Source organism: Microbacterium resistens NBRC 103078 (genome assembly GCF_001552355.1).
GTDB classification, from domain to species: domain Bacteria; phylum Actinomycetota; class Actinomycetes; order Actinomycetales; family Microbacteriaceae; genus Microbacterium; species Microbacterium resistens.
In genome coordinates this window covers 1-12,072 of sequence record NZ_BCRA01000068.1, presented here as the reverse complement: position 1 = coordinate 12,072, position 12,072 = coordinate 1, and the positions used below count along the sequence as shown (strand labels likewise).

Genomic DNA, 12,072 nt, shown 5'->3' with positions numbered 1-12,072 from the left:
CCCATGACGCAAGCCGTGGTGGGGGACGTTCCGTTGCGCCGTGACCGTCGTCGCACGAAGCCGCGCCGGCGGGCATCCGTGACCGGCGTGCTGGGCGAGCTCCTGCTGACGGCGGGCGTCGTCGTGCTGCTCTACGTGGCGTGGCAGATGTGGATCGGCGACATCATCATGAGCGCCGCGAACAACGAGAAGGGCCAGGCGATCAGTCAGGAGTGGGCGAAGGAGCCGGCTCCGGAGCCCCCGCCGGTGATCCAGGACCCGGAGACCCCGGACGCGCCCCCCGTGTACGAGCCTCCGCTGCTGGAGGCGCCCGGCGACGGCGAGTACTTCGCGCAGATGATCATCCCCCGCTTCGGCGCGGACTACAACAACACGATCGCGGGCGGCGTCAGTCGCCCGGTGACCCTCGACAACGGGTGGATCGGCGTGTACCCGCAGTCGAAGATGCCCGGACAGGTCGGGAACTTCTCGGTCGCCGGCCATCGGACGACCTGGGGCAAGCCGCTCAACCAGATCGACAAGCTCCGGCTGAACGATCCGATCGTGATCGAGACGCAGGAGGGCTGGTACACCTACCGGTTCCGGACGCTGGAGTACGTGACGCCGGATCGCGTCGAGGTCCTGCTGGACGTGCCGGAGATGCCCGGCGCGCAGACGGGCGAGCGCTACATCACCCTCACGGCCTGCTCGCCGCTGTACTCGCTCGCCGAGCGCATCATCGCCTACGGGGTGTTCGACAGCTTCCAGCCGCGCGCCGCAGGCGCCCCGGCGTCGCTGACCGAGGGAGGCCTCTGATGTACGGCGCACTGTGGCGGATCCTCCCCGGCCCCTGGTGGGTGCGGCTGCTGATCCTGTTGATCCTCGTGGCGGCGATCGTCTACGCGCTGTTCTTCTACGTCTTCCCGTGGGTGAGCCCGATCATCTCCCCGCCGGAGGACGTGACGATCCACACGTCCGCGCCGTAGCGCGGGAAGCGGCGATCGCACGGATCGTCGATCGTCGTGCGGCGAGGGCTGCGGGCCGACTACTTGTCCTTGCCGGTGCAGTAGTACAGGACGACCTCGGACTGGACGGGGACGTCGCCCGGTGCGACCGACATGGACCGCACGGTGGCGGGATCCGTCGCGGCGCAGTCCTTGTTCTCCGCCGTCCGCGCCGTGAGCCCCAGGGAGGCCAGCTGCTCCGAGGCGTACTCGAGCGTGCTCCCGGTGAGGTCGTTCAGCGTGACCACGCCGCTCGCGACGACGAGATCGACGACGGTCCCCGGCGCCACCTCGGCGTCGGCGGCGACGGACGCGTCGAGCACCGTCCCGCCCTGGGACTGCGGATCGTTCTGCCGCCGCACGGCGCCCACGCTCAACCCGGCCTTCTGCAGGGCATCGGTGGCCGCCGCCTGGCTGAGGCCGGTGATCGGCGGCATCTTCACCATCTCGGCGCCGGTCGACACGTACAGGGTCACGGTATGACCCACCTCGATCCGCGATCCCATGCCCGGGTCGCTGCGGATGACGTTGCCCTCGGCCACCTCGGCGCTGGACTCGTTGATGCGTGCCGCCTTGAGCCCGAGGTCCTGCAAGGCGTCCTCGGCTCGCTCGTAGGTCATCCCGGACAGGTCGGTGACCTCCCGCGTGCTCGAGGGCAGCTCTCCCGCCGGGCGCATCGCGACGACCCAGATGAGGACGGAGGCGAGCAGGACGGCGAGCAGGGCGACGCCGGCCCAGATCCAGGCGACCGGCGGGCCGGACTGGGTCCGGGCCATGGTCGTGTCCGTGCTGAGCTGGCGCAGGGTGCGCGCCGTTTCGGCCGCCTGGCGGGGGCTCGGGCCGTAGAGCTCGCTGGTGAGCTCGCCCATCTGCTTCCTCGCCTGCTTCTTCGTCGGCACCGATCCCGTGGTGGCGGCGCGCAGGGAGTCGCGGAAGGCGCTGGCGTCGGGGAAGCGCTGGAACGGATCCTTCGCGAGCGCACGCAGGACGACGGGGTCCAGCGCGTGCCGTTCGGCCTCGTCCGGCGCGTCCTCGTGCAGCTCGCTCGGCGGAACCGGCGCCTCGCTCACGTGCTGGTAGGCGACGGCCACGGGTGAGTCGCCGCGGAACGGCTGGCGGCCGGCGAGCATCTCGTAGAGCACGACGCCGGTCGAGTAGATGTCGGTGCGGGCGTCGACCTGCTCGCCCTTCGCCTGCTCCGGCGAGAAGTAGGCGGCGGTGCCGATGATCTGGGTCGTCTGCGCGACGGTGGACGAGGAGTCGGAGACCGCGCGGGCGATCCCGAAGTCCATCACCTTCACCGCTCCGGACGGGGTGACCATGACGTTGCCGGGCTTGATGTCGCGGTGCACCACACCGGCCCGGTGCGAGTACTCGAGAGCCTCCAGGATGCCGTCCGCATAGCGCACGGCGTCGGCCACGGAGACGGGCCCGCGCTGCAGGACGTCCTTGAGCAGTTCGCCTTCGACGAGCTCCATGACGATGAACGGAACCGGCTCGGACGGGGATCCCCCGGCTTCGGCGGACGGGTCCTCCCCCGCGTCGAACACCCGGACGATCGAGGGGTGCGCCATCCGCGACGCCGCCTGCGCCTCCATGCGGAAGCGCGTGCGGAACGCCGTGTCGCGCGCGAGCTCCCGGTCGAGGATCTTGATCGCGACGGGTCGGCCGAGCGTCAGGTCCTCTCCCCGGTGCACCTGCGCCATGCCGCCCTGGCCGATGACCTCATCGACCCGATAGCGCCCGGCGATCACGCGCGACTGCGTGGACAACGACCGACTCCCCTCCATGTGAACGACCTGTCGAGCTCCCTCGACGCCTAGCGGCCCTTTCCTGAGAGGACAGGGACCTGCCGGACGTCGGCGCGCTCCTTCTCGGTCCCGTCGCTTCCGGTGGCCGCGTCGCCCCCGGCGTTGTTGCCGCCCGGGGTCTCGGTGGGAACGGGGGTCGGGGTGGAACCGCCCGTGATCGTCACCGACATCTGCGGCGACGCGCCGGTCTCGCGCTGCTCGCCGCTCTCGCTCGTGCAGATCGCGGTGTAGCTGGCCGTGAGCTGCTGGCCGGCGATGCTCGTGACCTTGATCGTCGCCTGGGTCTCCGTGCCGAACGTGCGCGTCGTCGAGCCGTCCTCGAACGTCGCGCCGCCCAGGACCACGTTGTACCCGCTGACGGTCCCGGTGCCGCTCGGGCACACGTAGGCGTCCCAGGACAGCGTGACGTTTTTGCCGGACTCCGGCTCTCCGTCGACCGACGGCGGGGTGGACGGGGAGCCGACCGACACCCGGTCGCCGTACACGACCAGCGACAGCAGCGTGCCGGGGTTCACCGACCCGGTCGGCTCGACGCGCGCCACCCGGCCGACCTCGTCGTCGGAGGGGGCCGGGTCGCCGGTCGTGCAATTGGCATCCAGGCCCGCGTTACGCGCGGCGGCGGCGGCCTCGTCGCAGGTCATGCCGACCAGTCCCAGGTCGTTCACGTTGACGCGGTTCTGGGTCGGCTGAGGGCTGGGCGTCGACGGCTTGGGCGACGGCTTCGGCGAGGCCGGAGCCGACGTGCTGTGGGACGGCTCCGGCGACGGGCTCTGGTTGAACATCAGCGCCCACACGGTGCCGCCGAGCACGAGCAGGAGGAGGATGATCAGCACGATGAGCGGCGTCGTCCAGGCGCTGCGCTTCTTCTTCGGCGGGGCCTCCTCTTCGGCCGCCGCACCCGTCGGCAGCTGCGCCGTGGTCGGCAGGATCCGGGTCGCCCCCTCGGTGGCGCCGGTGCCCAGCAGGGTCGTCGCCGCGTCGTCACCGGCGGCGGCGCCCGCGGCGATGGCGGGGACGGCGATCGCCGCGGAGTTCAGATCGCCGCGGCGAAGGGCCTGGGCGGCGCGCGCGACGGTCGCCGCGGACGACGGCCGGTCCGCCGGCTTCTTCGCGATCATCGCCATGACGAGGTTCTGCACCGGGACCGGCACAGTCGAGGGCAGCGGCGGCGGCTGCTCGTTGATCTGGGCCATCGCGATGGCCACCTGCGACTCCCCGGTGAACGGGCGCTTGCCCGCCAGGCACTCGTACGCGACGATGCCGAGGGAGTAGATGTCCGTCGCCGGGCTCGCCGGGTGGCCGGACGCCTGCTCCGGTGAGAGGTACTGCACGGTGCCCATGACCTGACCGGTCGCGGTCAGCGGGACCTGGTCGGCGATGCGGGCGATGCCGAAGTCGGTGATCTTGACGCGGCCGTCGGGCGTGATCAGCAGGTTGCCGGGCTTGATGTCGCGGTGCACCAGCCCCGCGGCGTGTGCGGCCTGGAGCGCGGAGGCGGTCTGGGCGACGATGTCGAGCGTCTTGTCGGCGCTCAGCGTCCCTTCGCGCTCGATGATCGTCGACAGCGCCTCGCCGGGCACGAGCTCCATCACCAGGTACGCGGAGCCGTTCTCCTCGCCGTAGTCGAAGACGCTCGCGATGCCCTCGTGGTTGACGAGCGCGGCGTGCCGCGCCTCGGCGCGGAACCTCTCGAGGAACCCGGGGTCCCCCATGTACTCGTCCTTGAGGATCTTGATCGCGACCGTCCGCCCGATGACGTGATCGGTCGCCTCCCACACCTCGCCCATGCCGCCGATAGCGATCCGCGACTGCAGCTCGTAGCGACCACCGAACGACACACCCTGCGTCGGCCTCATCTGTTCAGCACCGCCTCTATGACCTTCTTCGCAATCGGTGACGCGATCCCGTCACCGGATCCGTCCTGACCCTGCCCGCCGCCATCCTCGACGACCACCGCGACCGCGACCTGCGGGTTCTCCGCCGGCGCGAAGCCGGTGAACCAGAGGGTGTACGGATCGGTGTCGCCGTTCTCGGCCGTTCCCGTCTTCCCGGCCACGTCGACTCCGTCTATTCTTGCACCCGTCGCGGCGCCGCCCTGGACCCCCGCGACCAGCACGTCGGTGATCGCTTCGGCCTCCTCAGCGGTCAGCGCGCGCCCCAGCTCCGAGTCCTCGAACGACTTCTGCACGGACAGGTCATCGCCCAGGATGCTGTCGACCATCCGCGGCTTCATGACGATCCCGTCATTGGCGATCCCGGCCGACACCATCGCCATCTGCAACGGGGTGGCGCGGGCGTCGCCCTGGCCGAAGCCCGTAAGGGCCGTCTGGTCGTCGCTGAGGCCCGAGGGGTAGGTGGACGGCGTGGACTCGAGCGGGGTCTGGAAGCTCTGGTTGAAGCCGAACTTCTCCGCCATCTGCTTGATCGCGTCGTCGCCGAGCGCGGCGGCGAGCTCCGCCATCGGGATGTTGCAGCTGAGGCGCAGCGCCTCGGCGATCGTGACCTCGTTGCCGCCGCCGCACGCGCCGCCCCACGCGTTGTGCACGGCCGTCGTGGTCCCGGGGAGGACGTAGGAGGCGGGGTTCGGGAGGGTCGACTGCAGCGTGTACTTCCCGGAGGCGAGCGCCGCCGCGGCCGTCACGATCTTGAACGTGGATCCCGGGGGGTTGAGGTTCCCGCCGAGCCCGCGGTTGAACAGCGGGTCGCCCGGGTCGTCCTCGAGCTGCTGATACGTGTCCTGAGCGGCGTCCGGGTCGTGCACGGCTAGGGCGTTCGTGTCGTAGCCCGGCGTGGAGACCATGGCGAGGACGCGCCCCGTCTTCGGCTCCATCGCCACGATCGCGCCCTGATAGCCGTCCAGCGCGTCGTAGGCGGCCTGCTGGATCGCCGGATCCAGGCTCAGCACCACGTTCGCCCCGCGCTGGGGCTGTCCGGAGATGATCCGCTCGATGGTGGAGAAGAACTGGGTGCCACCGGTGCCGGACAGCTCGCTGTTCATCGCCCGCTCGATCCCGGTGGCACTGCCCAGTGCCGGGTTGTAGAACCCGGTCACCGCAGCCCACAGGTGCGGATCCGCGTAGACCCGCTGGAAGGAGTAGACGTCGTCGGACGGCGTCGACGAGGCGATCTGCGCCCCGCCGGCCAGGATCGACCCGCGCTGGACCTCGTAGCTGTCCAGCAGGGTGCGCCGGTTGAACTCGTTCTGCGCCAGGTCGTCGGCCTGTACCACTTGGATCCAGCTCGCCGCGGCGAACAGCGAGAAGAACATCAGCAGCACGAGGAAGCTGATCCGTCTCAGTTCTTTGGTCATGCGGCACCGCCTCGGGCGTGACGGCGTTTCGTCTCGGTGCTTCGCTCCTCGCTCAACGACCGGTCGTTGAGCGAGCGGAGCGAGACGAAACGCGTGGAGATCAGGGTGGTCATCCGATCACCACCCTGGGCTGTCGGCGGACGCGATCCGAGATGCGCAGCAGCAGCGCCACGATGAGCCAGTTCGCGACCAGGGAGGATCCGCCCGCGGCGAGGAACGGGGTTGTCAGACCGGTCAGCGGGATGACCCGCGTGACCCCGCCGACCATGATGAACACCTGCAGCGCGATCGTGAACGACAATCCGGTCGCGAGGAGCTTGCCGAAGTCGTCCTGCCCGGCCAGCCCGATGCGAAGGCCGCGGCTCACGAAGACCATGTAGAGGCACAGGATCGCGAACAGCCCGATGAGGCCCAGCTCCTCGCCCAGGCTCGGGATGATGTAGTCGCTCTCGGCGAGCGGGGTCAGGTGGGGGCGGCCCTGGCCGAGCCCCGTGCCGATGAGGCCGCCGTGCGCGAGCCCGAAGATGCCCTGGACGAGCTGGTAGCTGCCGCCGTCCGCCTCGATGAGCTCCGGATTGAAGGCGTCGAGCCAGTTGTGGAAGCGGCCCTGCACGTAGCTGAGGATCTGCGTCGCCGCGGCGACGCCGGCGGCGACCATCGCGAGCCCGATCAGGACCCAGCTCGTCTTCCCGGTCGCGACGTACAGCATGACGATGAACATGCCGAAGATGAGCACGCCGGTGCCGAGGTCGCGCTGCGAGACGATGATGCCGAGGGACAGCAGCCACACCACGATGACGGGGCCGAGCTCGCGCATGCGCGGCCACGTGAACCCGAGGAACCGCTTGCCGACCGAGGACAGGCTCTCGCGCGTGCGGACCAGGTACCCGGCGAAGAAGATCGCGAGGAAGATCTTCGCCATCTCACCGGGCTGGAAGGCGAAGATGCCGCCGATCGACACCCACACGTCGGCGTTCGCGCCGGTGTCGCCGAGCCCGGGGACGAACGGCAGCAGGAGCAGGAGGATTCCCGCGAGACCGGAGAGGTAGGTGAAGCGGTACAGGACCCGGTAGTTGCGCAGGGCGATGACGAGGGCGATCGCCCCGGCCATCGAGATCGCGGTCCACGCGAGCTGCTTGGTGGAGTAGGCCGCCCAGCCGGTGTTGTGCTGGGCGATGTCGATCCGGTAGATCATCGCGATCCCGAGCCCCGTCAGCAGGGTGGCGATGGGAAGCACGAACGGGTCGGCGTCGCTCGCGACGAACCGCAGCACGATGTGCAGGGCGAACACGAGGATCGCCAGTCCTCCGCTGATCAGCAGGATCATGGGGTCGATCGTGCCGAGCGCGCCGAGCTGGACGAGGGCGATCGCGCAGCCGGAGATGAGGACGGAGAACAGCAGCAGCCAGAACTCGCGGTTGCGCTGGGTCTGGGGCCCGCGGATCTTGCGCAGCGCGCGCAGCACGCTGGTGTCGGCGGAGACCTCGGGGGCGGTGTCGGCGGTCACTTCGTCCCTCCTTCCGCGGAGTCGCGAAGACGCTCGACGATCGACTGGGCGTCCTCGAGCGAGCGTGCGGTCACCGTCTCGGTCACCCGGGAGCGGTCGAACTGCGGCAGGTCCCTCAGCTTGATCCCGGTGTCCTCGTAGACGCTGGAGAGGGAGATCGGGCCGATGTCCTGCTGGATGCCGCGGAAGATCACCACGGTGTCCTCGTCGGCGCCCACGAAGAACCGGGTCTGCGTCCAGCTGTAGCCGCCGAACAGCGCCGCGGCCAGCAGGACGATGATCGCCGCGGCCCCCGCGATCCAGCCGATCCGGCGACGGTGCGCGCGGCGGCGGTCCTCCTCGATCAGCTCTTCCAGATACTCGGCGGCGGGCTCGAAGTGCGTCGGCTCGTTCGCCGCCTGCCGGACCGGGTGCAGCCAGCTCGGGCGGGCCGGTCGCGCCGCCGGGACGACGACGCCCTGCGGGTTGGAGGCCGAGCCCACGATGGTCGGGGCCCCGGAGAGCACCGGGTGCTGGCCGCCGACGTCCACGATCACGATGGTGACGTTGTCCGGGGCGCCGCCGTCGAGGGCCTGCTTGAGCAGGTTGTCGGCGGTGCGGCCCGGGGCCATCCCGAGCTTGAGGGCCTTGGTGATGTGCGCCTCGTCGACCACGCCGGACAGGCCGTCGGAGCACAGCAGCCAGCGGTCGCCGGGCTGCGTGGCCATGACGATAAGGTCCAGCTCCGGATCCGCGTCCATGTCGCTGAGCACGCGCATCAGCACGGAGCGGCGGGGATGGAACCGCGCCTCCTCGGGAGTGATCCGGCCGGAGTCGACGAGACGCTGGACGAACGTGTGGTCCGCGGTGATCTGGGTTAGCACGCCGTCGCGGAAGAGGTAGATCCGGGAGTCGCCGATGTGCCCGATGACGGCGTAGTCGTCGACCATGATGATCGCGCTGAGCGTCGTGCCGAGGCCGGCGAGCTCCGGGCGGTCCTTCGCGGCGCGGATCAGGTCGCCGGCGGCCGTCGTCGCGGCGGCCTGCAGCGCGGCTTCGGCGTCCATGGTCGCCGAGTAGGCCTGGTCCAGGTTCTCCAGGCGCTGGATCGCGATGCTCGACGCGACGTCGCCGCCCGCGTGCCCGCCCATCCCGTCGGCGACGACGAAGAGGTTGGCCCCGGCGTAGCCGGAGTCCTGGTTGTTGGAGCGGACCTTCCCGGTGTGGGAGATCGCGGCGCTCGAACCCTCGAAGACCATGACGGCGGTTACGCTCGCAGCTCGAACGTCGTGGCGCCGACCTTGATCGGCGTGCCGATGGTGACGGCGACGGGCGCGCCGACGCGCTCGCCACCGAGGTAGGTGCCGTTGGTCGAGTCGAGGTCCTGGATCATCCAGTTCTCCCCCCACAGCAGCAGGCGCGCGTGGTGGCTGGACGTGTAGTCGTCGCGGATCACGAGACCGGACTCGCTGGAGCGGCCGATCGTCATGGGCTCGCGGCCCAGCGGGAGCTCCAGGCCGGCTTTCGGTCCCGAGGTGATCACGAGGGTGGAGACCGTGGAGGTCGTCGCGGGGCCGCCGGGCTTGCTGGAGCGCGCGGCGCGCGGCTTCTCGACGGGCGCCGTCGCGGCGTCCGGGGAGGAGCCCTGCGGCGGGCGGACGGTCGCGGGGGCCGCCTGCGCGTCGGGCATCTTGCGCACGCGCACGCCGAACAGGTCGGCGCGCAGCGAGTAGACGACGGCGAAGACGAAGAACCACAGCAGCACCAGGAAGCCGATGCGCAGAAGAAGGAGTGTCAGCTCGCTGGGATTGCTCACGGCGTCGCTCCGAACATGCGGGCGCCGGCGTCGCCGCCGCGGCGGGAGGACACGGGCACGACGCGGAAGGTCAGATCGGTGCGGCCGATCGTGATGACCGCGTCCGATGACAGCACGCCCTCGCGCACCTTCTGGCCGTCGAGCTTGGTGCCGTTCGTGGATCCGAGGTCGCGGAGCATCGCGCGCTCGCCGTCCCAGAGGATCTCGGCGTGCTTGCGGCTGGAGCCGGCGTCGGCGATCGTGACGTCCGCGTCGCTGCCGCGGCCGATCACGGTGCGGGCGCGGGAGATCGTGTGCCGCTGCCCGCCGACGTCGAGCACCGCCTGCCAGGTGACGCGCTCGTCGGCGGCGCCGGAGACGACCTGCACCGTCCCGGTGGCGACCTTGTCGTCGGCTTCGAGGGAGATGGAGAGCGGGCCGGCGAAGCTGTAGCCCTGGTCGCGCGCGTGCTTCGACAGCAGCGCGTGGAGCTCGTCGGTGAGCGCGCCGCCGAGACCGTGCATGGCGGCGGCGTCCTCGTCGCTGAGACGGACGACGAAGGTGCTGGGGGCGATGATCCGGTCCCGGCTCACCACGGCAGCCTTCGTGTCGACCTCCCGGCGCAGGGCCGAGGCGATCTCCACGGGCTGGATGCCGCTGCGAAAGGTCTTCGCGAACGCGCTGTTGACCGCGCGCTCCAGACCCTTCTCAAAGCTGTCTAGTAGTCCCACTGGGCTCCCAAGGCTCACCGATAGGTACGGCCATCGTAGCCACACGCCCTGAATGATCCCCGGGACGCTGGATCTCGGGCGATGGCGCGCGACCAGGGATTCCCGTGGGGATCGCCTCCAACCGGACGTTCGGCGGCACGCGAACGCCCGCCGTCCGGGGCCGGCGCGGTTTCGAGCACGCCCCGGGCTCGTGTTATCCTCGGGAGGTTGGTTCCTCGGAGCCGACATGCGCGAGTGGCGGAATAGGTAGACGCGCTGGCTTCAGGTGCCAGTGCCGGCAACGGCGTGGGGGTTCAAGTCCCCCCTCGCGCACCACACGGTGTGGCTCAGGAAAGCGGCCCGGGTTCGATCAGAACCCCGGGCCGTTTCGCTTTTCCCTGGCGGTGTCCTGGTCGATCTCGGGTACTCGGCACGGGGGCATGCCGCTTCGCGGGCGCGACGCGAGCGCGTTCGCCATGTGAAATACTGAAATTTCACACGTTCACGAACGCGGAGGAAGCTCATGGCTGTACGCACCGAGATCTGGCCCAACGGCACGCCGAACTGGGTCGATCTGTCCACTCGGGACCTGTCGGGGACCGTCCTCTTCTACACCGCTCTGTTCGGCTGGGAGTTCGCCAGCGCCGGCGAGGGTGCCGGCGGCTACCTCCTCGCCGTGAAGGAGGGTCGTCATGTCGCGGGCATCGGCCCGGCACAGGACAAGCACCAGCCCACGGTCTGGACGACCTATCTCGCTCACGACGACGTCGAGAGCCTGGTGCCGAGGATCGAGAAGGCAGGTGGGACGATCCTCCTGCCTCCGATGGACGTGCTGAGCGCGGGGCGCATGCTGATCGCTGCGGGATCCGACGGGGCGGTCTTCGGCGTCTGGCAGGCGAAGGAGCACATCGGCGCCGAGCGGGTGAACGAGCACGGCGCGCTCGCGTGGAACGAGGTGCAGACCCGCGATCTCGCCGCCACGAAGACGTTCCTCTCGGACGTGTTCGGGCACACCTTCGAGGACATAGCGTCCGACGGATTCGACTACATCACCTTCACCGCGGGGGCGGGCCCGGTCGGCGGCGTCCAGGTGATGGACGAACGCATGCCGAAGGACGCCCCGAACCATTGGCTGACGTGGTTCGCCTCTGACGATGTGGACTCCGCGGCCGAGACGGCGGTCGTGTACGGCGGGTCGGTGCTCGTCGGCCCGTTCGACTCCCCCGTGGGGCGGATGGCGGTGCTCGTCGGCACTCAGGGCGAGACCTTCGGTGTGATCACGGTCTCGGGATCCGGGGACGCCGCCGGTGCCTGAGGGCTGGAGCGTCTCCACCAGTATCGGCATCGACGCCGCGTCCGCCGCGGTGTGGGGAGTGCTCACGGACCTTGACCGTGCGCCGACCGTGCTGAACGGGATCCTCTCGCTGGAGCGGATCGGTGGCCCCGAGGGATACGCCGTCGGGACCCGCTGGCGCGAGACCCGACGGCTCTTCGGGAAGACCGCCGCCGAGGAGATGGAGGTCGCCGAGATCGATCCGCCGTACTGCACGCGCATCATCGCCTCCAGTCACGGCGCCGACTACGTCAGCATCTTTCACCTCGACCCCGCCGCAGACGGGGGCACCCGTCTGACGATGGACTTCGCCGCCACCCCCGTGGCCGGAGCCTCGCGCTTCTCCCGGATGATGCAGACCCTCCTGGGTCCGCTGGGGATCTCCGCGACCCGCTCGGCGATGCGGAAGGACCTCGAGGACATCAAGCGTGCCGCGGAGCATGTGCCCTGACCGCCTTGCCTCCTGACAGTCTCTGCGACCAAGAAACTCTAGATCCGAAATAACTCACATGGATTCTCGGCAGTCACACCATCTCCCGGCGAGTGCGCTTCGACGGGAAGAGCGTCGTGTGCGTCGGCGTCGTCGGCGGGTGTTGTTGGTCGTGGTGCCGTTGGTGGTGGCGTTGGTGGCGGTGGGTGGTTTT

Annotated in this window: 11 protein-coding genes and 1 tRNA gene; 5 read left to right on the top strand and 7 right to left on the bottom strand. The window is 70.0% G+C overall.

Features of this window, described 5'->3' with window-relative positions:
• The first annotated feature begins 3 nt into the window (after positions 1–3).
• Together MR1_RS11910 and MR1_RS20145 are read left to right on the top strand one after the other, a co-directional pair.
• On the top strand, positions 4–795 hold the full coding sequence (locus MR1_RS11910) for a class E sortase (RefSeq protein ID WP_067246849.1): 792 nt from the start codon (positions 4–6) through the stop codon (positions 793–795).
• Positions 795–965, top strand: coding sequence for a hypothetical protein (locus MR1_RS20145; protein ID WP_169797686.1), 171 nt, complete (start codon positions 795–797; stop codon positions 963–965). Before MR1_RS11910 ends, MR1_RS20145 begins: the two co-directional genes overlap by 1 nt.
• Before the next feature lie 59 nt (positions 966–1,024).
• On the opposite strand, the gene pknB is transcribed toward MR1_RS20145, so the two are convergent.
• The 7 genes from pknB to MR1_RS11875 form a co-directional block, all read right to left on the bottom strand.
• A complete protein-coding gene (gene pknB / locus MR1_RS11905; RefSeq protein ID WP_067246846.1) occupies positions 1,025–2,773 on the bottom strand; it encodes a Stk1 family PASTA domain-containing Ser/Thr kinase in 1,749 nt (582 codons plus the stop codon).
• A gap of 29 nt (positions 2,774–2,802) precedes the next feature.
• Positions 2,803–4,650 carry a serine/threonine-protein kinase gene (locus tag MR1_RS11900; protein ID WP_084344572.1) on the bottom strand — a complete coding sequence of 616 codons (1,848 nt, stop codon included), beginning with the start codon at positions 4,648–4,650 and terminating at the stop codon, positions 2,803–2,805.
• The gene (locus tag MR1_RS11895) at positions 4,647–6,104 is read right to left on the bottom strand and encodes a peptidoglycan D,D-transpeptidase FtsI family protein (protein ID WP_067246843.1); all 1,458 of its coding nucleotides are present in this window, start codon (positions 6,102–6,104) and stop codon (positions 4,647–4,649) included. The genes MR1_RS11900 and MR1_RS11895 overlap by 4 nt, the downstream gene beginning before the upstream one ends.
• Positions 6,105–6,213: 109 nt before the next feature.
• Positions 6,214–7,611, bottom strand: a complete 1,398-nt coding sequence (locus tag MR1_RS11890) for an FtsW/RodA/SpoVE family cell cycle protein (RefSeq protein WP_067246840.1) — start codon at positions 7,609–7,611, stop codon at positions 6,214–6,216.
• Positions 7,608–8,849: a PP2C family protein-serine/threonine phosphatase gene (locus MR1_RS11885; protein ID WP_067246836.1), complete on the bottom strand. Its 1,242-nt coding sequence runs from the start codon at positions 8,847–8,849 to the stop codon at positions 7,608–7,610. Before MR1_RS11885 ends, MR1_RS11890 begins: the two co-directional genes overlap by 4 nt.
• An 8-nt stretch (positions 8,850–8,857) precedes the next feature.
• Positions 8,858–9,406 (bottom strand): FHA domain-containing protein FhaB/FipA, encoded by a 549-nt coding sequence (locus MR1_RS11880; protein ID WP_067246832.1) that lies wholly within the window; start codon positions 9,404–9,406, stop codon positions 8,858–8,860.
• Complete coding sequence (locus MR1_RS11875) at positions 9,403–10,116, bottom strand: FhaA domain-containing protein (protein ID WP_067246829.1); 714 nt, start codon at positions 10,114–10,116, stop codon at positions 9,403–9,405. Before MR1_RS11875 ends, MR1_RS11880 begins: the two co-directional genes overlap by 4 nt.
• Before the next feature lie 228 nt (positions 10,117–10,344).
• On the opposite strand from MR1_RS11875, the gene MR1_RS11870 reads away from it, so the two are divergent.
• The 3 genes from MR1_RS11870 (at position 10,345) to MR1_RS11860 (ending at position 11,879) form a co-directional block, all read left to right on the top strand.
• Positions 10,345–10,431 (top strand) — tRNA-Leu (locus MR1_RS11870).
• A 187-nt stretch (positions 10,432–10,618) separates the two neighbouring features.
• Positions 10,619–11,410 (top strand): VOC family protein, encoded by a 792-nt coding sequence (locus tag MR1_RS20140; RefSeq protein WP_067246826.1) that lies wholly within the window; start codon positions 10,619–10,621, stop codon positions 11,408–11,410.
• Positions 11,403–11,879 carry an SRPBCC family protein gene (locus MR1_RS11860; RefSeq protein ID WP_084344570.1) on the top strand — a complete coding sequence of 159 codons (477 nt, stop codon included), beginning with the start codon at positions 11,403–11,405 and terminating at the stop codon, positions 11,877–11,879. Before MR1_RS20140 ends, MR1_RS11860 begins: the two co-directional genes overlap by 8 nt.
• The last annotated feature ends 193 nt before the right edge of the window (positions 11,880–12,072 follow it).

What these genes read in the sequence shown, in the direction of transcription:
- pknB (WP_067246846.1), bottom strand. Translation starts at nt 2,773, where the DNA reads ATGGAGGGGAGTCGGTCGTTGTCCACGCAGTCGCGCGTGATCGCCGGG.
- MR1_RS20140 (WP_067246826.1), top strand. Translation starts at nt 10,619, where the DNA reads ATGGCTGTACGCACCGAGATCTGGCCCAACGGCACGCCGAACTGGGTC.
- MR1_RS11910 (WP_067246849.1), top strand. Translation starts at nt 4, where the DNA reads ATGACGCAAGCCGTGGTGGGGGACGTTCCGTTGCGCCGTGACCGTCGT.
- MR1_RS20145 (WP_169797686.1), top strand. Translation starts at nt 795, where the DNA reads ATGTACGGCGCACTGTGGCGGATCCTCCCCGGCCCCTGGTGGGTGCGG.
- MR1_RS11895 (WP_067246843.1), bottom strand. Translation starts at nt 6,104, where the DNA reads ATGACCAAAGAACTGAGACGGATCAGCTTCCTCGTGCTGCTGATGTTC.
- MR1_RS11885 (WP_067246836.1), bottom strand. Translation starts at nt 8,849, where the DNA reads ATGGTCTTCGAGGGTTCGAGCGCCGCGATCTCCCACACCGGGAAGGTC.
- MR1_RS11900 (WP_084344572.1), bottom strand. Translation starts at nt 4,650, where the DNA reads ATGAGGCCGACGCAGGGTGTGTCGTTCGGTGGTCGCTACGAGCTGCAG.